Below are 22323 nucleotides of genomic sequence, written 5' to 3'. Positions count from 1 at the left end.
GCAGTACACGCGAAAGCCAAGCAAGGGTGCCCTGCTCTCGCAGAAGTCCGGCGCTGTCGCAATCCCATGGCAGGACTTCGCGCTGCATCTCTTGGCTGCTATCCCAGCAGTCTGTACAGCGTTTTCTTTAGCCGGCGCTCCCTATGAAAATGCCCGCACACAGTTTGCGGGCCCCAACACTTACCAGTCCTGCCTCAAGAATTGGGCAGGAAAAAGGGAATTCCGGAGTGGGGGATATATCCAGTGTAGGGTATTCGGCAGCCACTCCGCGACCCGTGAAGGGCCTGCGGGCGTGAGAGCTTGCGCACACTCCCCTCCGGCCTTGCCCGGAACGGGCGGTCCAAGGGTCCCTAGAGCCCGTTGCGCCGCAGGACTTTCGCGAACTCCTTGTGGTAATCGTCCTGCAACCGGATCTCCCCGTCAGCCTCGGCGTCGAGCAGGGCCTGGACCATCTCCGGGGTGGGCTCGCTGAACCACTGGCCCACGGTTATTCCGTGCCGGGGCACAAACGTGCGGTGGATGTAGTCGCCCGCTGACACGGTCCCGGTCTTGATGACCCTCAGGTAGGTCCCCACCCGGCCGGCCTCGGTGAACCGCTTCACCCACCCGGGTTCCTTCAGCACGCGTTGGAAGGTGGCGCAAGGGACCCGGGGCGAGGTCACTTCCACTTCCAGGTCCAGGCCGATCTTCCACCGTTCCCCGATGACGGCTCCCGTGGTTTCGATGCCTGCCACGCGCAGGTTTTCGCCGAAAGTCCCCGGGGCAATGTCCCGTCCAAGCTCCCCCGACCAGTAGTCGGCGTCGTCCTGGGAGTACGCGTAGAGGGCCTGGTCTTCTCCCCCATGGTGCTTCCGGCTGGCCTGTACGTCCCCGTGGACACCCAGCTTGTGCACCTTGACCGGCCCGTCCACAGGACGTTTGTCGATCGCCGTCACCCCAACGCCGCCTTCGAGGTCCGGCAACAACTGGTGCACGCGGCAAACAGCAAGAACGGAAGCAGTTTTCATGGGGAACAGTCTACGGAAGTCACGCTTTTGGACACCCTGTGCAGCGCCGTCGGGACCGGGGACGCTTTTTCAATGCGTTGTGTTGGGCCCTGCCGACGTACCGCCACGACCCACTTTGCGCGGCGAAACCCGGAGACACGCCGTTCCAAGGGGCTTCGGGCAGCCCTTTTCCTCCCAAAGTTGGTGGTAGAGGTACAGCTCCGGGATTGTGCCAAGGCGGTGCTTAGCCAACGACGACGGCGCGGGGTGAATAACGACGGCGGCCGGCTGACTGGTCGGCCGACTGGTCCCCGACGTACCGCCACGACCCACTTTGCGCCGCGAAACCCGGAGACACGCCGTCCCAAGGGCTCCCGGCAGCCCTTTCCCCCCAAAGTGGGTCGTGAAGGTACAGCTCCGGGATTGGGCCAAGGCGGTGCTTAGTAAATGGGGCGCGTAGTACATCGCGGTGCGCAGAGATTAACGACGGCGGCCGGCTTGGTTTGGGGCGTTAAGCCACCACGGCGGGTGAAGGGACGGGTAGTTCTACCCACAACCGGCTGTCAGGAATGCCAGTGGCGGACGCAGGGACTAGGCTTGCTTTCAGCATTCCGCTCCGGTCCTCGCCGGACACTCCAACGGTCTATCCAGGGGGATACACATGGACCCGCAAGACAGCCCTGACGGCACCGGTGCCAACGCCGGCGACGGGCGCGGTAACGGCGATCCCGGTACCGGCAGGAATCAGCCAAAACCGCCGCCGTGGCAAGTACCCAAGCCGGAACTGCATCCCGGCCTGGCGCAGCCCCCGCAGGGCACAAACGGCCAAGGACACCCCCGGCAGGGCAAACCCGGTCAGGGCAAGGGCCAGAACCAGGACGCCCCGGGTGGTTTCCTGCCCGTCGTCAACCCGTTCGAGAAGGAACGCGAGCGCGAAGCACACCGGGAAGCGGCGAGGAAGAAGCGCTCCCAGCGCCGCACCGTCGTCGTAGGTTTGGGCGTTACCGCGCTCCTGGCCGGCACCATCACGGCAATCGTGGCCAGCAACGAGGCTGAAGCCGATTACGCACAGGTTTGCTTCAACGAGGAAACCGGCGAGCGCGTCAACGACGATCAGTGCAACAACAGCAGCTCGGCAGGACGCAGCTCGGGCGTCTATGCCTGGTACTTCTACTCCCGGGGCGCTTCCGTGCCGGCTGTGGGGCAGAACCGGAGTTCGTACCCGAGCTACACCAAGACAGCCCCGCAGGGAGCCAAAACCTCCAAGGGTTACAGCACCAAGGGCGGCACGGTCAGCCGCGGCGGCTTCGGCAGCAGCTCCAAAAGCGGAAGCTCGGGGGGCTAGGCGTGCGGCGGTTGCCCTCAACACCCCGGCCCGGTTGGAAGAACAAGATCGAAGAACAGGGCCTGGTCTTTTCCACCACCACCATGCCCGATGGCCGGAAAATCGAATACTGGAACGAATCGGCCTACTACGAATTCACCATGGACGAGGTGGAAACCCTCGAGAAGACGGCCGAGGACATGCACGCCATGTGCCTGGAGGCCGCGAAGTACCTGGCCACGGGCGCGATGGGAGACATCGGAATCGGGATGCAGGCCTTGGAGCTTGCGGCCGAATCACTCCAGGCCGGAGACATGGACATCTACGGCCGCTTCGATTTCATCTATGACGGCCAGGGCGGCCCGGCCAAGATGCTGGAGTACAACGCAGACACCCCTACCGGTCTGATCGAAGCATCAGTGGCGCAGTGGTTCTGGCTGCAGGACGCCTTCCCGGAAAAGGACCAGTGGAACGGCATCCATGAGGCACTCATCCGGCAGTGGCAGAAGCTGCAGTTCCGCACGGGAATGAGCACCCTGCACGTGGCCCATTCAGAGGCAGAGGAGTCCGGTGAGGACTGGATGACTGCGGCCTACATGCGGGACGTGGCGAGCCAGGGCGGGTGGACCACCATCGGCATCAATATGTCGGACATCGGCTGGGACCCGAACCTCAACCGCTTCGTGGACCTGGACAACTTCATGATCAGCACCATCTTCAAGTTGTATCCGTGGGAACTGATGATGAAGGAACCCTTCGGGCATCGCCTGCTGACCCGCGCCCACAACCCGCGGTGGATTGAGCCGGCCTGGAAAATGCTGCTCTCCAACAAGGCCCTTCTGGCCGCCCTGTGGCATCTCTACCCCGGACACGAGAACCTCCTTCCGGCCTACCTGGGCGATCCCGGTCCACTCAAGGAGTGGGTGGCAAAGCCCCTGCACGGCCGCGAAGGCGACAACATCAAGATCCACGCGCCCGGCATCGACATTGCGCAGGACGGCGGCTACGGACGCGAGGGCTGGTGCTACCAGCAGTACCACCAACTCCCCGACTTTGACGGAAACCATCCAGTGCTGGGTCTCTGGGTAGTGGATGGCGAGTCCGTGGGCTGCGGTATCCGTGAATCGGACGGACCCATCACCGACTACTTCTGCCGTTTTGTCCCCAACACCATCGACGCACCCGCACCCCAGGGCGCCCCTCCGACTTCCCCTTATGGAGCCGTACTATGAGCACAGAAACCTCGACGCCGGGTGGCAGCACGGGCGGCAACGGCACCGCCGTCGTCCCGTCCAAAGGCCTGCGGGCAGGAATCCTGGACCTGGGCGACTCCGTCATGCTGGGCCTGGCCTCCACGGCGCCCGTCTATTCGCTGGCCGCGACCCTGGGCCTGATCGTCGCCGTCAACGGTAACTACACCCCGCTGATCCTGGTCCTGGGATTCATCCCTGTCCTGTTTATCGCCTATGCCTTCCGCGAGCTGAACAGTGCGTTGCCCGACTGCGGCACCACCTTCATCTGGGCGCGAAAGGCATTCGGTCCGTGGGCCGGATGGCTGGGCGGCTGGGGCGTTGCCTTGGCCGGCGTCGTTGTCCTGGCCAACCTTGCCCAAGTGGCGGGGTCCTACCTTTGGATGTTGGTGGGCGATGGTTCCCTGGCCGGCAACAAGTGGTTGGTCACCGCCACGGGGGTTCTTTTCATCGCGTTCATGACGTTCGTGAACCACCGCGGCATCCGCCTTGGCGAGCACGTGCAAAGGACCCTGACCTACATCCAGTACATTTCGCTGGGCATTTTCGCGGTGGCGATCATCGTCCGGGTGGCCGGCGGAGCGCCGGAAGGCCAGGCATTCACGTTCGAGTGGTTCAACCCGGTGGGCGCGTTCAATGATCCCGGTGCCGTGGTCCACGGCGTCCTGCTGGCCCTGTTCATCTACTGGGGCTGGGATACATGCCTGGCTTTGAATGAGGAAACGGAGAATCCGACCAAGACTCCCGGGCGCGGTGCAGTGATCTCGGCCCTGGTCCTGATGGCCATCTACGTCTCCGTGGCGCTGCTGGTGATGATGTACGCGACCATCGGCACGGACGGGATCGGGCTGGGCAACGAGGCCAACCAGGATGACGTCTTCCTGGCCATGAAGGACGTTGTGCTGGGTCCGTGGGGTTGGCTGATCGTGCTGGCAGTCCTTGCGTCGGTTCTCTCTTCAACGCAGACCACCATCCTTCCCACGGCCCGCGGAACGCTGTCCATGGGTGTCCACGGCGCCCTCCCCGCCCGGTTCGGCAAAGTGCACGAACGCTTCCAGACCCCCGGCTTCTCCACCTTGGTCATGGGAATCGCGGCCGCGGCCTACTACGTGGCCATGAGTTTCCTGAGCGAAGACCTGCTGGCCGACTCCATCAGTGCCATCAGCCTCTTCATCGCTTTCTACTACGCCCTGACCGGGTTCGCGTGCGTGTGGTTCTTCCGTGCCACCTTGCGGGACTCGGCCCGCAACCTCTGGTTCCGCGGGATCTTCCCGTTCCTTGGCGGCGTGACGCTGACGGTTGCGTTCTTCGTCTCCGCCGTCCAGATGTGGGATCCGGCCTACGGGGACACGCAGATCTTCGGCATTGGCGGCGCGTTTGTGAGCGGGGTGCTGCTGTTGGCCCTCGGAGTGGTCCTGGCTGTGGTGTGCCGCTTCGCTCCCTCCACACGCGCCTACTTCACCAAGGAGCACGCCGATATGGGGATTGTCCGCGGGGAGTAAACCCGCGCACCCTCTGTTTCCTGAGTCCGGCGGGCGCTTCAGGCGCTCCTTAGGGCAGCGTCACCAGGTCGAAGAAGCCACGGAGGCTCCGGGCCACGTCAACCTCGTCCGGAGCCAGCAACCACTGCGTTTGCAGGCCGTCCCAGAGACCTACCAGTGACGTGGCTGCCTGCCGCGGATCGACGCCGGGCCGCAGCTTCCCTTCGGACTGGAGTTCCGTAAACCGCCTCGCATAGCTTTGCCGAAGCCGGGCAAAACGGTCAGCGAAGTATTCCCGGCCCGGGTGGCCTTCTGTCAGCGACTCCGCGCACAGCACCGTATAGAGCTCGATGACGCCCGGAATGTCCTCGTTGTACTTGGCGGTCCTGAAGACCACTTCGGCGAGGCCTTCGGCCATGTCCGCCGGGTTGGCTGTCTCCGTAATCTCGTCGCGGCGGGCCAACACGGCCATGAGCAGGTCGCTCTTCGATGGGAAATAGTGCAGCAGACTCGTCTGGCTCATCCCGGCTTGGTCCGCGACGTCCTGCAGTGAGCCTCCCCGGTAACCGCGGGAGGCAAAAACCGCGTGAGCAGCATCCAGAATTGCGCGCCGCCGCGCTTCCGATTTGGCATAGGGACCGCGTCGTCCCGCACGGTTGCCTTCCTGGGTGGTCATGGCTAGCCAGTGTACAGCGGCAAAGTCATACCTTTTGAATTTCGAGTAGATACTCGAAATTTGTGTTAGCGTGGTCACACTCGGCCGTCGGATGAGCTTCCTTGAACGCTCAACGGCCTCAGGAACCGACACAAAGAGGTGAAGGCACATGACCCTTCTCACGCGAAGACAACTGCTGGGCACCGGCCTCGGGGCTGCCGCCATGGGGCTGATGGCAGGCTGCGCTACCCCCGGCACCCAGTCCGTCAACTCAGCGGCCACCATCCCGCCCGCGAACGGACCGGTGAAGCTCACCTACTGGGCCTGGCTCAAGGACTTTCAGAAGGTCGCAGACATTTGGAATGCGCAGAACCCCGGGATACAGGTGGAGGTGGTCTGGATTCCCGGCGGAAACTCGGGTGGATACCAGAAGCTGTACTCAGCGCTTGCCGCAGGCGGCGGCCCCGACCTGGCGCAGGTGGAACTGCGGTCCATTCCTGAGTTCCTCCTGGTGAACGGACTCGTGGATCTGTCCCGCTATGGCGCGCAGGACCGCGCGCATCTTTACGACAAGACCCTCTGGAACCAGGTGAGCTATGCCGGCGGCGTCTACGGCATTCCCCAGGACTCCGGCCCCATGGCCTTGTTCTACCAGCCTGCCGTGCTGGAAGCCGCCGGCGGGGCCCTGCCAAGAAGCTGGGACGACTGGGCAAGGATCGGCAAGGAGCTCCGGGCCAAGGATGTCTACATTGACTGCTTCCCGATCAGCGACGCCTCACCGTTCGCTTCCTATGCAGCTCAGGCCGGGGCCGTCTGGCTGCGGCCGGAAACAGACGGCTGGGTCATCAACATGACCGATGAGGCCACCCTCAACACTGCCCGCTTTTTCGACAGGGCCATCGACGACGACATCGTCAACACGGCCTACGGCGCCTTTTCACCGGCATGGTTTGCCGCGGCAGCCAAAGGAAACATTGCCTCCACCGTCACCGGAAGCTGGGGAGACGCCCTCATTGAGGGGGTCAGCGGAGCCTCCGGAAAATGGCGGGTGGCCCCCATGCCCACGTGGGGCGGCGACGGATACGGTTCCAGCTACCTCGGGGGTTCCACGGCGGCAGTCCTGGCCAACAGCAAGCACCCCAAGGAGGCCCTTGAATTCGCGGTATGGCTCACCACGTCCAAAGAAGGAATCGACGCCGAGATCAAGAACAGCGGCATCGGGTGGTCACCGAACCCGGAGTTCATCGGAACTGATCGACAAAAGCCTTCGGCCTTCTTCGGCGGCCAGCGGTACAACGAGGAAGTCTTCGTACCGGCCACCCGGCAGCAGAACACCGAATGGTCCTGGTGGCCGGTCACCCAGCAGTCCTTCAACATCCTCAGCGACGGATTCCGCAAGAAGGCGTTCGGAACCAGCCTGGTGGATTCAGTAGTTGCCGCCGAACAGCAGATCATCACGGTCTTCAAGAACAAGGGCCTCACCATCCGGAAGGAAGCGGCATGACGACCACCCGTACTGCCCCCACAGCCGAACGCAGAGGGACCGACAGGTCACGGAACGGCCGGAACGGCGCGGCGGCCAGGGCACCTTGGCTCCTGCTGGCTCCCTTCCTGGCTCTCTTTGCCCTGACTTTCGTACTGCCCATCCTGGCGGCCATCGGCTCAAGCTTTACCAAGGTCACCCGCAGCGGCCTCTTCGGCGAAGCCGGTGTCACCAGCGGGTTCGCAGGGTTCTCGAACTATGCCCTGGCATTGGGCGATGGCGCTTTCATAGCCTCAATTGGCCGCATGCTGCTCTTCGGCATCGTCCAGGTGCCGGTGATGATCGTCCTCTGCACCTTCCTGGCTTTGCTGCTCGAATCCGCCTCAGCCCGCTGGCCCGGTTTCTTCCGCGCGGCCTACTTCCTGCCCTATGGCGTTCCCGGCGTCATTGCCACCATCCTCTGGTCCTTCCTCTACGTCCCGGGACTCAGCCCCCTGTTCGATGCTGCAAAGCTCGTTGGCATAACCCCGGATTTCCTCGGCGCCAACAGCGTCCTGTGGTCCATCGCAAACATCGTCACCTGGAGCTACACCGGGTACAACATGCTGATCATCGTGGCCCAGTTGAAGGCGATTCCCGGTGAGCTCTACGAGGCGGCAAAAGTGGACGGTGCCTCCAGTTGGCGGGTCGCGCGGAGCATCCAGCTTCCCCTGATCCGCCCCGCACTGGTCCTGACCACCGTTTTCTCCATCATCGGTACCCTCCAGCTGTTCGCCGAGGCCCAGGTCCTGAAAACAGTTGCGCCGGCAATTGACAGCCAATACACACCCAACTTGAGCGCCTACACCACCGCGTTCGCCTACAACGACTACAACGTCGCCGCAGCGCAGTCAGTCATCATCGCCGTCGCGGCGTTTACCTTGTCCTTCGCCTTCCTCGCATTCACGAACAGGAAGTCCTCATGACCACAGCAACCACCAGCAAAACACCGTCGGCACCGCCACGGCAGGCGGCCAAGCGGCCGGCCACCGGCACGGACCGCACGGCAGGCCGCCGTCGTTCATCCACCATCATCGTCACGGCGATCCTGGTAGTGGCCGCCCTGTACTTCCTGATCCCCGTGTACTGGGTGTTCGTAGCGTCCACCAAGTCCACCGCAGACCTCTTCTCCACCAATGGATTCTGGTTCGCCCCTACCTTCGCGCTGACCGAGAACCTCTCCAAGGTCCTCAGCTATGACGGCGGAATCTTTGGCCGGTGGTTCCTGAACTCGGCCATCTACGCCGGAGTGGGCGCGCTCCTGGCCACCTACTTCGCCGCGGCGGGCGGCTACGCCCTGGCCAAGTACCAATTCCGCGGGCGGAACCTGGTGTTCGGCACCATCCTTGGCGGAGTCCTGGTCCCCGGAACGGCGACTGCCCTGCCGCTGTTCCTGCTCTTCAGTCAAATGGGCCTGGCCAACACGTACTGGAGTGTCCTGCTGCCCTCCCTGGTCTCACCCTTTGGCCTTTTCCTGTGCCGGATCTACGCCGAAGCCACCGTGGACACGGCACTGATCGAGGCGGCCAGGATCGATGGGGCAGGTGAGCTGCGGATCTTCCATACGATCGGCCTCAAAGTACTGACTCCGGCTTTGGTCACTGTCTTACTGTTCCAGCTGGTAGGCATCTGGAACAACTACTTCCTGCCACTGGTCATGCTGTCCGATTCCGAGCTGTATCCCATCACGCTCGGCCTGAACAACTGGCTCAGCCAGGTGGACCGCCTGCCCGAATTCTACGAACTGACCACCGGCGGGGTGCTGCTGTCCATCATCCCGCTCAGCATCGCAATGGTTGTCCTGCAGCGCTTCTGGCGCGGCGGGCTGACAGAAGGAGCCGTCAAGTAATGACCCATTCCCCAGTAGCCGGCTACGTCACGGATACCGGCCCCGGATCCGGTCGACGATTGCCGGCCCGCTCGTGGCTGCATACGGACGCACCAACACTGTCACTGAACGGGCAGTGGCGTTTCCGCCTTCTGCCCGGGGCTCCGGGTACCCCGGGCGGCAGGGGTGTCCTTCCGCAGGGCGAGGACCAGGAAGGCGTAGCAGCCGAAGAGCTGGACGATTCAACGTGGGACAAGATCGCGGTTCCCGCGCACTGGGTCCTGGAAGGCGACGGCCGGTACGGACGGCCCATCTACACCAACGTGCAGTTCCCCTTCCCCATCGATCCGCCGTTCGTTCCTGATGCGAATCCCACAGGCGACTACCGGAGGTCCTTTGAGATCCCCGGGGACTGGAACGATGCCGAACGCATGGTCCTTCGCTTCGATGGCGTCGAGTCCCGCTACAAAGTGTGGATCAACGGGACGGAGATCGGTGTAGGCACCGGAAGCCGGCTTGCGCAGGAATTCGACGTCACCGATGCCGTGCGCGCGGGGACCAACCTGATCGCCGTCCGGGTCCACCAGTGGTCGGCAGCAAGCTACGTGGAGGACCAGGACCAATGGTGGATGCCGGGCATTTTCCGGGATGTCACACTGCAGGCGAGGCCCCACGGCGGCATCGACGACGTCTGGCTCCGCACCGGTTACCGGGCGGACAGCGGGGGAACAATCGACCCCGAAATCGTCGCTGCCAGTGAGGCTTTCCCGATCCGCCTGAGCGTGCCTGAGCTGGACGTCGATGTCCTGTGGGAGTCCCCGGCCGACGTCGCCCCGGTGGTGATCGCCGCCGTCGAACCCTGGTCGGCGGAGGTGCCGCGGCTCTATTCGGCCACCGTCAGCAGCGGGGCGGAGACGGTTTCCCTCCGTTTGGGTTTCCGTACGGTGGAGATCCGCGGCGACCGTTTCCTGGTCAACGGCCGCCGGGTGGTGTTCCACGGGGTGAACCGCCACGAGACCCACCCGGACAGGGGCCGGGTGTTCGATGAGGCGTTCGCCCGCGAGGACCTGGCCATGATGAAGCGGTTCAACGTCAACGCCATCCGTACCAGCCACTACCCGCCCCATCCGCGCCTCCTGGATCTTGCGGATGAGTTGGGTTTTTGGGTGGTCCTGGAGTGCGATCTTGAAACGCACGGCTTTGAAGCTCAGGGCTGGGCAGGTAATCCCAGTGACGATCCCGCGTGGCGCGAAGCCCTTGTGGACAGGATGGAGCGCACGGTTGAGCGGGACAAGAACCACGCCTCGATCATCATGTGGTCCTTGGGGAACGAGTCCGGCACCGGCTCCAACCTCGCAGCCATGTCCGCGTGGACCCATGCCCGGGACACCAGCCGGCCGGTCCACTATGAGGGTGACTACACCGGCGCTTACACGGACGTCTACTCGCGGATGTACTCATCCGTTCCGGAGACCGAATCCATTGGCCGGGACGACGCCGGGTCCCTGTTGCTGGGATGTTCCGCCGCCGAGTCCGCCCGCCAGCGCACCAAGCCTTTCATCCTGTGCGAATACGTCCACGCCATGGGCAACGGCCCCGGCGCGATCGACCAGTACGAGGACCTGGTGGACCGGTATCCGCGTTTGCACGGCGGCTTCGTCTGGGAGTGGCGGGATCATGGAATCCGCACCCGGGCGTCCGACGGAACGGAGTTTTTCGCCTACGGCGGCGATTTCGGCGAGGTGGTCCACGACGGCAACTTCGTGATGGACGGAATGGTCCTGTCCGATTCCACACCCAGCCCGGGGCTCTTCGAGTACAAGCAGATTGTGGCTCCCCTCCGTTTGGGCTTCTCCACGGAAGAGTACGACGGCGGCCCTGGCCGGGTCCTGACGCTCACCAATGTGCGGCACTCGGCTGACGCGTCCGACGTCGTCATCCGGTGGCGGTGTGAGACGGACGGCAAGCTGACCTCCTCGGGCGAGTTCGACGTTGTTTCCGCCACGGGCACCCCGCTGGCACCGGGTGAATCAGCACGCTTTGATCTTCCGGAACCTACCGCCGGAGGAGACGGAGAACAGTGGTTCACGGCCGAGGTGGTACTGCGCAAGGACACCGAATGGGCCGAGGCCGGGCACGTCATCTCGGCTGCCCAGGTGGAACTCGGCGGCACGTTCAAACGTCCGTCCACGCCGCGGCCACTCCCGGCTGCTTCCCTCTCCGCGGCCGCCGCGGCCGGCAGCTTCTCCGTGGGTCCTGCCCGCTTTGACCATGGCAGCCTGGTTGAACTGGCCGGGCTGGCGGTCTCGGGACCCCGCCTCGAGCTGTGGCGCGCCCCGACGGACAACGACGCCGGAGCGGGCCGCGGAAGTTACGACCTCGCAGACCCATGGTCCAACAACGGCAACGGCGTCCCGGCCCCTTCGATGGAGGCCATGTGGCGTGCGGAAGGCCTGGACCGACTGGTAGGCAGGTTTGAGTCTGCAGCATCGGGCAAGGACTGCGTGCGGGTCCGGACCAAGTACGCCGCGGCCAACAGTGCCCATTGGGTTTCCGTTGCCGAAGAGTGGCAACTGGCGGACGACGGTCTCTGGCTGCGCCTCGATATCGAGCCAAGTTCAGGGTGGGATCTGGTGTGGCCCAGGGTGGGAGTCCGGTTCGATCTGCCCGGAACCGTTGACGGTGCCGCCTGGTTCGGGGCAGGACCACGGGAGTCCTACCCTGACAGCCTCCATTCGGCTTTGGTGGGAAGTTACCGTGCGGGCATCGAGGAGTTGTCAGTCGCCTACGCCAAGCCGCAGGAAACAGGCCACCGCTCTGCGGTCCGGCGCCTGGAGCTGCAGCAGTCCGGCTCCCCGTGGCTGGAGCTGGAAGCAGTAGCCGATTCACGCGGCCGCCTGCCGGGCTTCACCTTGTCCCGGCACACGGCCCAGCAGGTCTCGGCAGCCGCCCACCCCCACGAGCTGCCGGCCGGCGATGAAAGCTACCTCTATCTGGACGCCGCCCAGCACGGGCTCGGCTCGCGGGCCTGCGGACCTGATGTATGGCCCGATTTCATGCTGCGGCCGGAGGCGAGGACCTTGGTCTTCCGCATCTCGGAGGTGTCCCGCTAGGCATTGCGGGGGCCGCCCTGCGTTCTTTGGAGAACGCAGGGCGGCCCCGCAGCCCGGTCAAACAGCCGCGGGTTCCTTCCGCGCAGCATCCTTCCGGATCGTCGCGCTGATCACCGCTGCCACCGTGCACATCGCGGCAGCTCCCAGCCAGGCGTAGTTGTAGTGCCCGGTGGCGTCCCGGATGTAGCCGGCCAGCAGTGCCGCCACTGCTGCGCCCAGTTGGTGCGCGGCGAACACCCAACCGAACACCACGGAACCGTCTGCCCCGAACACCTGCCGGCAGATGGCCGCCGTCGGGGGCACGGTGGCCACCCAGTCAAGGCCGTAGACCACCACGAAGATGATCATGCTCGGCTCCACCGTTGAGCCCAGCAGGAGCGGCAGCACCAGCAGCCCGATCCCCCGGAACTGGTAGTAGACGGCCAACAGGACCCGCGGGTTGAAACGGTCTGTCAGCCACCCCGAAGCGATGGTTCCCACGATGTCGAAGATTCCGACGACGGCCAACAGGCCGGCCGCTGTGGTTTCGGGCATCCCGTGGTCGTGCGCCGACGGAATGAAGTGCGTTCCAATCAAACCGTTGGTGGTTGCTCCGCAGATAGCGAAGCCGGCTGCCAACGCCCAGAACGTGCGGACTTTGCTGGCCCGCTTGAGGACCTGGAGCGCACGGACGGCAGCATTCGGCGAGTCCACCGGAACCGCAGCGCTCGCCACGGGGGCGGGGACCGGCGTCGTACTTTCTGCGGACTCTTGCTCAGCCCCGTAAGGCAACACCCCGACGTCGGCGGGTGAGTTCCGCAGCCACCGCAGTACCAGCGGCACCACCGCCAGCGCACCTGCGGCAATCAGCAGCGAGGCCCCGCGCCACCCGGGGTCCTGCGCCAGCAAGGCAATGAAAGGAAGGAAGACCAACTGTCCGGCGGCACTGCCCGCAGTCAGGATGCCGATCACCAGGCCCCGGCTCCTGGCAAACCACGTATTGGCGATGGTGGCGGCAAAGACGAGCGCCATGGATCCCGTGCCCAGGCCGATCAGCAGGCCCCAGGTGAGGAGGATCTGCCAGGACTGGTTCACGAAGACCGTCAGCGCCGAGCCCAATCCAATGAGGCACAGCGCGATCGCCGTGACCTTGCGGATTCCGAAGCGTTCCATGAGCGCGGCTGCGAAGGGCGCGGTCAGGCCGAAGAGCACCAGGTTGATGCTCACGGCCAGCGACAGCACGGTGGTGGACCAGCCGAACTCCTGCTGCAGCGGCACCATCAGCACCCCGGGCGCAGCCCGGAAGCCCGCCGCTCCCACCAAGGCAAGGAACGCAACCGCGGCGACGATCCACGCGGGGTGCAGGCGGCGGCGTCTGCCGGTGGGAACGGTCTTGGTGGTGTCGGGAGCGGTCATGCTTGGATCTCTTTCACGTCTTCAGGGGCCGCTTTCGCGTTGTCGGGGGCGACGGCCAGGGACACCGGGCCGTCGCTGCGCTTAAGGCTGTGCCAGCTGGTGTTGGCCGCTGTGAGGCGGGCGCCGCAATGGGTGCACGTGTCGGCTGAGGAGGTCGGTTCGCCGCAGGCGGTGTGGATGACGCGCATGTGCGAGACCTCGTCCGGGGCATCCATATGCTTCTCGGCCCAGATGATGATCGCGTTCAGGACCGGGAGGGTGTCCTCGCCTTTGGGCGTGAGGACGTACTCCTGCCTGGTCCGGTTGCCGTCCTTGTAGGGGCGCTGGGCAAGGATGCCGGCCTCCACGAACGAGGCCAGCCGCTTGCTGAGGACGTTGTCCGCGACTTCCAGGCGTTTCTTGATGGCGTCGTACCGGCCGTTTCCGAAGAAGACCTCGCGCAGGACGAGGCTTCCCCAAGGATCGCCGAGCACATCGAGGCCGCGGGCAAGGCTACAGGACCGGGCAGACCAGTCAGAACGCAATGGCATGAGCAGAAATGTAGCTGACTTTTCTAAAGAAAGCTAGGCTATTGCTTTCCGACGGCGGGAGCAGCCGCGTTCCTCAGTCCAGCCCGGGCAGGATGGTAGGCGAAAGCCCAGTAGACCAGCATCGCGATCCCGCAGACCACGCCGAGGCTGGAGACCATCAGCTGCCATTGCGTTTGCGGATCCTTGCCCCATTCGGCAGCGCCGGCCCAGACCGCAAGGTTCTTGGGGGTCATGTAGAAGGCGATCGTGGAGAAGACCACAATGACCCAGCCGGCGATCCTCATGCGACCACTCCTTGACGGGACCCTGTGCATGGCGAAGGCCATGCTCGGCAGCGCCACGGCAACCCAAACCCAGTGGTGCGACCAGGAAACAGGGCTGATCAGGAGCATGAGGATGGCGGTGGTGGAGACGGCAATGAAGTTCTCCTCCACGTCCACTGCCCACTTGATGATCAAGGCGGCGAGGACGGTCAGTGCCAAGGAGAGCGCCAGCCACACAAGGCTGGTCATGGACGAGTCCGGCATGCCGAAGTGAAGGAGGAGCCCTTTCAAGGAGAGGTTGTCCACATATCCCGGTCCCCCGATCCGTCCGGTGTCAGGCAGGATCTTGGTCCAAAAGGCCACTGACGCCTGCGGCAGGATGGCCCACGCGAAGGCAATCGAGCCGAAGAACCCGGCCGCCATCCAGGCCAGCGCCTTGAAATCCCTCCGCACCAGGAAGTAGAGCCCGAACGCCAGGGGCGTGAGCTTCACGCCCGCAGCCATGCCGATCAACAAGCCGGCCGGCCACCGGATCAAACCTGCCCTTGCTTTCCCGTGCAAGGCGAAGTCGGTAAGGATGACTCCCATCAGGACGATGTTGATCTGTCCGAAGACGAAAGTGTCCCGCCATGGACCCAGCAACAGGATGGCTCCCGTTCCCAGCAACGCAGTGGTCCGGAACCGGTAGTCCGCGAACGCCACCCGCCATGAAGTGAGGCCGAAGAAGTAGTGCCGGGCCAGCCATGCTGCCACAATAGCCGCCCCCAGCAACGCCGCCAGGATGAAGACGAGGCTGCCACCGAAGAAGCCCAAAGCGGCCAAACCCGTGAATAACAGCGCGGCGAACGGCGGATAGGTGAACGGCAGGCCGTCGCGGACTGCGTAGAGATCGCCGCCCTCTAGGACCTTGCCACCGCCGTAGTAATAGACCTCGAAGTCATTCAGGAACGGCTCGTAATCGGTGTAGAGGAACCATATGGCGACGGCCAGCGTGAAAGCGGCTGCGCTGGTGAGGATCCATCCGCGCCGCGTTGAGGAGACCACGGGTTTTGTTGTTGCGGACACGACCCTAGCCGTTGCTGATCTTGGCGAAGGCTTGTTCAAGGTCCGCAATCAGGTCCTCGGCATCCTCGATGCCGCAGGACAGACGCAGGAGGTTCACCGGTACTGCCAGTTCCGTGCCCTTCACTGAGGCGTGGGTCATTTCAGACGGGTAGTTCATGAGGGATTCGATGCCGCCCAGGGATTCGGCCAGCGTGAAGACGGACGTTGATTCAGCCACCTTGCGCGCAGCTGCCTCACCGCCCTTGAACTGCACGGACACCATGCCGCCGAACTTCTTCATCTGCTTGGCTGCGAGGTCATGGCCCGGGTGGTCCGGGAGCCCCGGGTACAGCACAGCCTCAACCTCGGGACGCTGCAGCAACCACTCGGCCACAGCCTGCCCGTTCTCGCTGTGGCGGTCCATGCGGACACCAAGGGTCTTGAGCCCGCGCGTCGTCAGGAAAGCATCCATCGGCCCGGAGACAGCACCCACAGCAAACTGGATGAAGCCGATCTTCTCCGCGAGGTCAGCATCCTTCACCACGATTGCACCGCCGACGACGTCGGAGTGGCCACCGATGTACTTGGTGGTGGAATGGACCACGACGTCGGCCCCCAGGGCCAGCGGCGTCTGCAAGTAGGGAGACGCGAAGGTGTTGTCCACTACCAGGAGGGCCCCGGCGTCGTGGGCTACCTCGGCGAGCGCCGCGATGTCGGTGATCTTCATCATCGGGTTGGACGGCGTTTCCACCCACACGATGCGCGTCTTGTTCGCGGCCACGGCGCGGGCTACGGCGTCGAGGTCCGACATGTCCACGGGGGTGTTGCCGATCCCCCAGTCGCCGAGCACCCGGTTGATGAGCCGGTACGTCCCGCCGTAGGCATCATTGCCCAGCACGATGTGGTCACCCGGACGGGCGATGGCGCGGATCAGCGAATCTTCGGCAGCGAGTCCCGAGCCGAAGGAGAAAGCGGCAGTTCCGCCTTCGAGGGCGGCCAGCTGCTCCTGCAGCGCGTCGCGGGTGGGGTTGCCGCCGCGGCCGTACTCGTAACCGGAGCGCAGGCCGCCGATGCCGTCCTGGGCGTAGGTGGTGCTGAAGTGCAGCGGCGGCACCACGGCGCCGGTGCGAGGCTCGAATTCCTGCCCGGCGTGGACGGCACGGGTATTGAAACCTGCAGTGTTGTTGGCAGACATGGAAGCTCCTTTGTCAGTGCTGGGGATCGGCGTCAGTGCTGGGGATCGGCGCTAGTTGCTCAGGTAGGCCAGGAGGTCGTGGCGGGTGAGGATTCCCACCGGAGCCCCGACGAACGTCACCATCACGGTGTCGACGTCGGACAGCAGCTCGCGCGCGGCGGAAATGGTTTCGAGGGATCCGATGACGGGCAGCCGATCGCCCATGTGTTCGGAGATCTTGTCCGTGAGTTTGGCCTCGCCGCGGAACAGCTTGCTGGTGAGGCTGCGTTCATCCACGGCACCCAGCACTTCGCCCATCACTACGGGTGGTTCCTGTGACAGGACCGGGATATGGGAGACACCGAACTCGTTCATGATGTTGATGACGTCGCGGACGGTCTCGTTCGGGTGGATGTGGACCAGGTCCGGCATCTCCCCCGTCTTTGACTTGAGGACTTCGCCCACCGAGGCTTCTTCGCCGCCGGACAGGAAGCCGTAGGAGCGCATCCACTGGTCATTGAAGATCTTGGCCAGGTAGCCGCGCCCGGAGTCGGGAAGGATGACCACTACGACGGCGGATTCGTCCAGGTCCTTGGCTGCCTGCAGTGCCGCCACCACGGCCATGCCGGAGGAACCGCCCACGAGGAGGCCCTCCTCACGGGCGAGGCGCCGGGTCATGGCGAACGAGTCGGCGTCGGAGACGGCAATGACCTCGTCCGGTACGGAACGGTCGTAGTTGTCCGGCCACATGTCCTCGCCAACGCCTTCGACGAAGTAGGGGCGGCCCGTTCCGCCTGAGTAGACCGAGCCTTCCGGGTCTGCGCCGATGATCTTGACCGGGCCGCCGTCGGACTGCGGGCGGTCCGCCGAAACCTTCTTGAGGTACCGCCCGGTACCGGTGATGGTGCCGCCCGTTCCTGCACCGATCACCACGTGGGTCACGCGGCCGTCGGTGTCCCGCCAGATTTCCGGGCCGGTGGATTCGAAGTGGCTGCCGGGGGCGGCCGGGTTGGAGAACTGGTCGGGCTTGAAAGCGCCCGGGATCTCCCGCACCAGGCGGTCGGACACGCCGTAGTAGCTCTGCGGGCTGTCAGGGGCGACGGCGGTTGGCGTCACCACTACCTCGGCGCCATAGGCCTGGAGGACGGCACGCTTGTCCTCGCCCACCTTGTCCGGGACGACGAAGACGCATTTGTAGCCCTTCTGCTGAGCCACTAGCGCAAGGCCCACACCGGTGTTCCCGGACGTCGGTTCCACGATGGTGCCGCCCGGCTTCAACCGGCCGTCCTTCTCGGCATCCTCAATCATCTTCACGGCGATGCGGTCCTTGATGGAGCCGCCCGGGTTGATGTATTCAAGCTTCACCAGGACGGTGGCTTTGATGCCTTCCACCACGTGGTTGAGCTTGATGAGGGGCGTATTGCCGATGAGGTCCAACACGGACTGGGCGTACTTCATAGGTACAAAGTTACCGTCTGCCCGCTGCACCGCCGGACCGGGCAACGCGCCCACGGAGCCTCCGCGCTCAGCTTCCGGCCGACGCGTCCGTCTGCCAGACCCCCAGGATGTTGCCCTCGGTGTCTTTGAAGTACGCATAGTACCCCATTCCGGGCACGGCGTCTTTGCCCTGGACCACGGAACCGCCGGACTGTTCCACGTGGGCCAGCGCGGCGTCGATGTCATCAACGTCGATGGTAAGAATGGGGCTCTTCAGGGTGTCGGTGCGGGAAAACAGCGCTCCGTTGATGACGCCGGACTCCTTGGGTGCCCCGGTCTGTTCGTCTGATTCAGCAGTGAGGGCGATGGTGTAGTCCATCCCCTGCATGGGGCTCAGGTTCCAGCCGAAAGCACTCGCATAGAACGAGTTCGCCCGTTCCCTGTCCTCCGTGGGAATCTCAAAATGCACAACTCCGCCCATGGTCCGTGCTCCTTGTCTTTTGAGGATTTGGGGCGCGGCCCACCCGCGCCACATCACGGAGTCTAGCCTCGGCGGACAACGGCCGTAAGGCCCCGTGGAGCGAAATGTCAGCGGGTCGTGGGACCATGAAAACATGACCATTGCAGAAGCCCCGCCGCTCGTCGCGGCCGCGGCGGACGCATCGCTGAGGTGGCATCCGGGTGCCGCTTACCGCCTCGACCAGACCCTGTTTCCGCTCCAGCGCGGCAACGGAGACCCATCTTTCGCCGTCCACCCCAGCGGCTTCTGGCTTGCCTTCACCACGGCGTCCGGGCCGGTGACTTTGCGGCTCTCGGCCGGGGGTTTGGGCGCGGATTCATTCGTCGATGCGCAGGCCTGGGGCCCGGGCGCTGAAGCAGCGATCGCCGGCGTCCCCCGGTTGTTGGGTGCCGGGGACGACTGGTCCGCCTTCGACGAACCCTCCTTCCAGTCCACCCTTCCGCGGCTGGTGACTGAATCACGACGCCGGAACCTGGCTGTGCGCCTGCCGTCCACCGGGCGGATGGTTGACTCGCTGGTGCCCACCATCCTTGAACAAAAGGTCACCACCTTGGAGGCCCGGCGCGGCTACAGGTATTTGATGTACCGCTACGGAACCAAAGCCCCCGGTCGCGTGGCCCCGCAAGGCCTGCTTGTTCCACCCACTGCGCGGCAATGGTTGGCCGTGCCTTCGTGGGAATGGCACAAAGCGGGAGTCGGCCCGCAGCGCTCGGCAACCGTGATGCGGGCGCTGCAGTCCGCCGTCGCACTTGAACGCCTGGCCGGGCTGGACGCGACGGAAGCCGGAGCCAAACTGCAGACGATTCCCGGCGTCGGGATCTGGACGGCGGCCGAAGTGGTGCAACGTACCCATGGCTGCCCGGATTCCATCTCCGTAGGGGACTACCACTTGGCGGCCTACGTCGGATATGCGCTGACCGGCCGCAAGACCGATGACGCCGGAATGCTCCAACTCCTGGAGCCGTGGCAGGGTCACAGGCAACGGCTGGTCCGCATGCTGTACCTGAGCGGCTTCCGCAAGCCCACGTTCGGCCCGCGGATGACTGTCCAAGACCACCGTGCCCACTGATCCGTCGCTTCGACTGGTACAAAGCCTGATCCAAGCCCCCGCCGCAACAGAGCCGTAAACAGCGCAAGGTGAGCGCGTCCTCCCGGTAGGGTGGGACGCATGAGTGAACCCATCGACCTGAAAGCCACGTTCATCCCCAACGAAGGCGAATTTTTCCGCGTGAAGCTCGCCCTTGAGATTGCGATTGACGAGGTGGTCAACGAGCCCGGCTGCATCCGTTACGAACTGACCGAAGCAACTGAAGAAAAGCTCGTGCTGACTGAGCGCTGGGAGTCCGAGGAACTGCTGGACAAGCACTCCAAGGGAACTGCCGTGCAGGATTTGAACGAGTCACTGAGCGCGCTGTTGGCCGAGCCGATCCAGCTCGAACGCCTCTGACCCCACTTTCGCTGAAATGCGTCGAGGTCGCCGGAAATTTCCGGCGACCTCGATGCATTTCCCGCTGTTCGTGAACGTGGGGCCTAGTTTTCCTCGGCCTGGGCGGCGCGCTGCTTGGCAACGTGGGCGTGGACTTCTTCCATGTCCAGGCCCTTCACGGCCTCAATGACCTGCTCCAGCTGCGGACCGTTGAGGGCGCCCGGCTGCGAGAACACCAGGACCTTCTCACGGAAAGCCATCAGGGTGGGAATGGACGTGATTCCGGCTTCGGCGGCGAGCTGCTGCTCAGCTTCGGTATCCACCTTTGCGAAGAAGACGTCGGAGTGCTTGTCCGACGACGCCTTGTAGACGGGCGCGAACTGGCGGCACGGGCCACACCATTCGGCCCAGAAATCCACCAGGACAATGTCATTGCCCTCAATGGTCGATGCGAACTGTTCTCCAGTGATGTCAACTGTAGCCATGCTTCCACGGTACGCGACCCCGCACGCGATGTCCCGTGGAGCCGGCCCCTGTTCGCTTCCCGCGTCACGGGGAATAAACGGGCCTACTTGCCCAGGACGAGCTTCAAGGCAGATGCGTATAGCGGTGCCACCTTGTTGTGGCCCGTCTGGTTCAGGTGCACGCCATCAAGGTAATTGGCGTCAGCGCCTGCGATGGTCGCCGTGCCCGCCATCGAGATGCGCGGCCAACCCCGCAATGCGGCTTCGCGGGTCAGGAGGCCATCCACCCATCGGCGCTGGAAGTGGCTGCCGTCGTAACGCGACAGCACCCCGTTGACCAGGATGGTGCTCCGCGGGTACTTACGCCGGAGTTCGTCCCACAGACGGTTCGCCTGGGAGAGGATGGCGGCGTCGGAGGCGAAAATCCTGGCGTCGTTACCGCCCAGCGTCACTACCACCAGGCCGGGATCGCCTTGCGGCAACAGGATCCGGTCCCCGATCAAAGCATCCGTCCCGGAGCCGCCCACCAACGGGCTGCTGGAAACGTAACCCATTCCCCCGATGCTGCGGACCACCTGCCGGGTATACCCCCTGGCGCGCGCACCCTGTTCACCCCAGGAATCCAGGTCCAGTTGGGAGTCCCCCAGGAACACCACCGTGGACGCGTCCACGGCTTCAGCCGAATACAGCTCCCCCGTGGCGTCATTCCAGATGGTTTCCAGGTTCTGGAATGCAACGTGGGCACCACGCGCGTCCGTCCATGTGTCCTTCAACGGCCAGCCGAAATCACCCGGGTTTACCGACCACACCTTGTAGGTTGGGTGGCCGACGATCCGGGCTCCGGTGGCCGGACCCCACACGAGCCAGCCGTTGACGAACTGCTGGACCAGGCCACCGGCGCGGGGAAGCTTGTCAGTCAAGGGCAGTCCGAGGGTCCCCGCGGCTCCGCCCAGGGAAACGTAGCGGTTATGGATGTCCCCATGGGTGGTGGAATGGGCGCCCGTGGCCGCAGACCAGTACACGGTTCCGCCTTGGAACTGTTGGTACACAAACGTGGACTGCCGGTATTCCTCACTGACGGGGTATCCCAGTGCCCCGTTCTGGCCTCCGGTGGCAGACCAGTAGTTCCTGATGGCACCGGTGAGGACCTTGGCGCCTGTGCCGGGCGACCACACGATGGTCCCGCGCTGGTACTGCTGCGCGGCGCCCCCGTTGCGGAGTCCGAGGGATTCATCGGAGGTGGGGTAGCCAAGTTCTCCGCGCTCCAGGCCGGACTGCCGCCAGCGCTCACGGATGGCACCCATGGAAGGATGCGCTCCAGTGCCCGGCGACCACACGATGAAGCCGCGCTCGAACGCTTGGTACACGCCGCCGTCGGGCAGTCCCGTACGTTCTCCCGTGACGGGGTAGCCCAAGTATCCGTTTTCCGAGCCCGTCCTGAGCCAGGCCATGTGGATGGCGCCCGTGGTGTGCTGGGCACCGAGGCTCGGGGAGGATGTGATGGCGCCGCGTTCGAACAGTTGCTTGGAACCACCGTTGCGCAACCCGCTGGCGGTGTCCGTGGTGGGGTATCCGTGGTAACCGTCCGGGCCTGCGCTCTCCCACCACGCAGTCCTGACGGGTCCGTTGACCACCACGCGCGCACCCGTCCGGGGCGACCAGGCGATGTCTCCCCCGGCGAACCGCTGGATGCATCCGGACGCCGTGCACTCCTCGGCGGAGGTGGGGCGAAGGAGGACGCTGCGTGCCCAGGAACTGGTGTTGTAAAGGTGGCCGATCGCTCCGCCGACCGTAGGTGTGGCAAGGGGAGCCCGGGCGGGCGCCGCCTGCGCCGCGGATGAGGCACCGAACAGGCAGGCCAGCACGAAACACACCATTGCCGCGACGGAGGATTTAGCTCCAAATCCGCCC

19 protein-coding genes are annotated in these 22323 nt (G+C 64.5%); 9 read left to right on the top strand and 10 right to left on the bottom strand.

From position 1 onward, the window contains the following. Positions 1–350: 350 nt before the first annotated feature. The gene (locus tag HMI59_RS05755) at positions 351–1007 is read right to left on the bottom strand and encodes an MOSC domain-containing protein (protein WP_021472346.1); all 657 of its coding nucleotides are present in this window, start codon (positions 1005–1007) and stop codon (positions 351–353) included. 640 nt (positions 1008–1647) lie between these two features. Here HMI59_RS05755 and HMI59_RS05750 point away from each other — a divergent pair. The 3 genes from HMI59_RS05750 to HMI59_RS05740 are packed head-to-tail and all read left to right on the top strand — an operon-like array spanning position 1648 to position 5062. Further along, positions 1648–2331 carry a Tat pathway signal protein gene (locus HMI59_RS05750; RefSeq protein WP_193593102.1) on the top strand — a complete coding sequence of 228 codons (684 nt, stop codon included), beginning with the start codon at positions 1648–1650 and terminating at the stop codon, positions 2329–2331. 2 nt (positions 2332–2333) lie between these two features. After that, positions 2334–3542 carry a glutathionylspermidine synthase family protein gene (locus HMI59_RS05745; RefSeq protein ID WP_193593101.1) on the top strand — a complete coding sequence of 403 codons (1209 nt, stop codon included), beginning with the start codon at positions 2334–2336 and terminating at the stop codon, positions 3540–3542. Further along, on the top strand, positions 3539–5062 hold the full coding sequence (locus HMI59_RS05740; RefSeq protein WP_021472343.1) for an APC family permease: 1524 nt from the start codon (positions 3539–3541) through the stop codon (positions 5060–5062). Before HMI59_RS05745 ends, HMI59_RS05740 begins: the two co-directional genes overlap by 4 nt. A gap of 49 nt (positions 5063–5111) precedes the next feature. Here HMI59_RS05740 and HMI59_RS05735 read toward each other — a convergent pair whose 3' ends face one another. After that, positions 5112–5717: a TetR/AcrR family transcriptional regulator gene (locus HMI59_RS05735; protein WP_193593100.1), complete on the bottom strand. Its 606-nt coding sequence runs from the start codon at positions 5715–5717 to the stop codon at positions 5112–5114. A gap of 148 nt (positions 5718–5865) precedes the next feature. Here HMI59_RS05735 and HMI59_RS05730 point away from each other — a divergent pair, with 148 nt between their 5' ends. Genes HMI59_RS05730 through HMI59_RS05715 form a run of 4 tightly spaced genes read left to right on the top strand, consistent with a single transcriptional unit; the run spans position 5866 to position 12159 of the window. Further along, positions 5866–7200: an extracellular solute-binding protein gene (locus tag HMI59_RS05730; RefSeq protein WP_166183689.1), complete on the top strand. Its 1335-nt coding sequence runs from the start codon at positions 5866–5868 to the stop codon at positions 7198–7200. Beyond that, positions 7197–8144, top strand: a complete 948-nt coding sequence (locus HMI59_RS05725; protein WP_193593099.1) for a carbohydrate ABC transporter permease — start codon at positions 7197–7199, stop codon at positions 8142–8144. Before HMI59_RS05730 ends, HMI59_RS05725 begins: the two co-directional genes overlap by 4 nt. Further along, on the top strand, positions 8141–9067 hold the full coding sequence (locus HMI59_RS05720; protein WP_227471544.1) for a carbohydrate ABC transporter permease: 927 nt from the start codon (positions 8141–8143) through the stop codon (positions 9065–9067). The genes HMI59_RS05725 and HMI59_RS05720 overlap by 4 nt, the downstream gene beginning before the upstream one ends. Beyond that, positions 9067–12159, top strand: a complete 3093-nt coding sequence (locus HMI59_RS05715; RefSeq protein WP_193593098.1) for a glycoside hydrolase family 2 TIM barrel-domain containing protein — start codon at positions 9067–9069, stop codon at positions 12157–12159. Before HMI59_RS05720 ends, HMI59_RS05715 begins: the two co-directional genes overlap by 1 nt. 57 nt (positions 12160–12216) lie before the next feature. On the opposite strand, the gene HMI59_RS05710 is transcribed toward HMI59_RS05715, so the two are convergent. The 6 genes from HMI59_RS05710 to HMI59_RS05685 form a co-directional block, all read right to left on the bottom strand. Beyond that, positions 12217–13554, bottom strand: a complete 1338-nt coding sequence (locus HMI59_RS05710; RefSeq protein ID WP_193593097.1) for an MFS transporter — start codon at positions 13552–13554, stop codon at positions 12217–12219. Continuing rightward, entirely contained in the window at positions 13551–14084 is a 534-nt protein-coding gene (locus tag HMI59_RS05705) for a helix-turn-helix domain-containing protein (RefSeq protein ID WP_193593096.1), read from the bottom strand. Before HMI59_RS05705 ends, HMI59_RS05710 begins: the two co-directional genes overlap by 4 nt. A gap of 38 nt (positions 14085–14122) precedes the next feature. Further along, the gene (locus HMI59_RS05700; protein ID WP_166183699.1) at positions 14123–15412 is read right to left on the bottom strand and encodes a glycosyltransferase 87 family protein; all 1290 of its coding nucleotides are present in this window, start codon (positions 15410–15412) and stop codon (positions 14123–14125) included. A gap of 4 nt (positions 15413–15416) precedes the next feature. After that, positions 15417–16586 (bottom strand): cystathionine gamma-synthase, encoded by a 1170-nt coding sequence (locus HMI59_RS05695; RefSeq protein WP_021472334.1) that lies wholly within the window; start codon positions 16584–16586, stop codon positions 15417–15419. A 51-nt stretch (positions 16587–16637) separates the two neighbouring features. Next, positions 16638–18023 (bottom strand): cystathionine beta-synthase, encoded by a 1386-nt coding sequence (locus tag HMI59_RS05690; protein ID WP_021472333.1) that lies wholly within the window; start codon positions 18021–18023, stop codon positions 16638–16640. A 67-nt stretch (positions 18024–18090) separates the two neighbouring features. Then, the gene (locus tag HMI59_RS05685) at positions 18091–18483 is read right to left on the bottom strand and encodes a VOC family protein (protein ID WP_021472332.1); all 393 of its coding nucleotides are present in this window, start codon (positions 18481–18483) and stop codon (positions 18091–18093) included. Between the two features lie 133 nt (positions 18484–18616). On the opposite strand from HMI59_RS05685, the gene HMI59_RS05680 reads away from it, so the two are divergent. Together HMI59_RS05680 and HMI59_RS05675 are read left to right on the top strand one after the other, a co-directional pair. Then, positions 18617–19591, top strand: coding sequence for a DNA-3-methyladenine glycosylase (locus HMI59_RS05680; protein ID WP_021472331.1), 975 nt, complete (start codon positions 18617–18619; stop codon positions 19589–19591). Positions 19592–19690: 99 nt separating this feature from the next. Continuing rightward, complete coding sequence (locus tag HMI59_RS05675; protein WP_021472330.1) at positions 19691–19969, top strand: putative quinol monooxygenase; 279 nt, start codon at positions 19691–19693, stop codon at positions 19967–19969. 83 nt (positions 19970–20052) lie between these two features. On the opposite strand, the gene HMI59_RS05670 is transcribed toward HMI59_RS05675, so the two are convergent. Both HMI59_RS05670 and HMI59_RS05665 read right to left on the bottom strand, forming a co-directional pair. After that, positions 20053–20433 (bottom strand): co-chaperone YbbN, encoded by a 381-nt coding sequence (locus tag HMI59_RS05670; RefSeq protein ID WP_021472329.1) that lies wholly within the window; start codon positions 20431–20433, stop codon positions 20053–20055. An 83-nt stretch (positions 20434–20516) separates the two neighbouring features. Then, positions 20517–22277, bottom strand: coding sequence for a GDSL-type esterase/lipase family protein (locus tag HMI59_RS05665; RefSeq protein ID WP_193593095.1), 1761 nt, complete (start codon positions 22275–22277; stop codon positions 20517–20519). Positions 22278–22323 lie beyond the last annotated feature (46 nt).

The organism is Paenarthrobacter sp. YJN-5 (assembly GCF_015040095.1).
Lineage (GTDB): Bacteria > Actinomycetota > Actinomycetes > Actinomycetales > Micrococcaceae > Arthrobacter > Arthrobacter ureafaciens.
Note: the sequence above shows the minus strand (reverse complement) of the source record. Positions and strands in the feature narration are given on the sequence as shown.

What these genes read in the sequence shown, in the direction of transcription:
- HMI59_RS05755 (WP_021472346.1), bottom strand. Translation starts at nt 1,007, where the DNA reads ATGAAAACTGCTTCCGTTCTTGCTGTTTGCCGCGTGCACCAGTTGTTG.
- HMI59_RS05750 (WP_193593102.1), top strand. Translation starts at nt 1,648, where the DNA reads ATGGACCCGCAAGACAGCCCTGACGGCACCGGTGCCAACGCCGGCGAC.
- HMI59_RS05740 (WP_021472343.1), top strand. Translation starts at nt 3,539, where the DNA reads ATGAGCACAGAAACCTCGACGCCGGGTGGCAGCACGGGCGGCAACGGC.
- HMI59_RS05735 (WP_193593100.1), bottom strand. Translation starts at nt 5,717, where the DNA reads ATGACCACCCAGGAAGGCAACCGTGCGGGACGACGCGGTCCCTATGCC.
- HMI59_RS05730 (WP_166183689.1), top strand. Translation starts at nt 5,866, where the DNA reads ATGACCCTTCTCACGCGAAGACAACTGCTGGGCACCGGCCTCGGGGCT.
- HMI59_RS05725 (WP_193593099.1), top strand. Translation starts at nt 7,197, where the DNA reads ATGACGACCACCCGTACTGCCCCCACAGCCGAACGCAGAGGGACCGAC.
- HMI59_RS05720 (WP_227471544.1), top strand. Translation starts at nt 8,141, where the DNA reads ATGACCACAGCAACCACCAGCAAAACACCGTCGGCACCGCCACGGCAG.
- HMI59_RS05715 (WP_193593098.1), top strand. Translation starts at nt 9,067, where the DNA reads ATGACCCATTCCCCAGTAGCCGGCTACGTCACGGATACCGGCCCCGGA.
- HMI59_RS05710 (WP_193593097.1), bottom strand. Translation starts at nt 13,554, where the DNA reads ATGACCGCTCCCGACACCACCAAGACCGTTCCCACCGGCAGACGCCGC.
- HMI59_RS05705 (WP_193593096.1), bottom strand. Translation starts at nt 14,084, where the DNA reads ATGCCATTGCGTTCTGACTGGTCTGCCCGGTCCTGTAGCCTTGCCCGC.
- HMI59_RS05695 (WP_021472334.1), bottom strand. Translation starts at nt 16,586, where the DNA reads ATGTCTGCCAACAACACTGCAGGTTTCAATACCCGTGCCGTCCACGCC.
- HMI59_RS05690 (WP_021472333.1), bottom strand. Translation starts at nt 18,023, where the DNA reads ATGAAGTACGCCCAGTCCGTGTTGGACCTCATCGGCAATACGCCCCTC.
- HMI59_RS05685 (WP_021472332.1), bottom strand. Translation starts at nt 18,483, where the DNA reads ATGGGCGGAGTTGTGCATTTTGAGATTCCCACGGAGGACAGGGAACGG.
- HMI59_RS05680 (WP_021472331.1), top strand. Translation starts at nt 18,617, where the DNA reads ATGACCATTGCAGAAGCCCCGCCGCTCGTCGCGGCCGCGGCGGACGCA.
- HMI59_RS05675 (WP_021472330.1), top strand. Translation starts at nt 19,691, where the DNA reads ATGAGTGAACCCATCGACCTGAAAGCCACGTTCATCCCCAACGAAGGC.
- HMI59_RS05670 (WP_021472329.1), bottom strand. Translation starts at nt 20,433, where the DNA reads ATGGCTACAGTTGACATCACTGGAGAACAGTTCGCATCGACCATTGAG.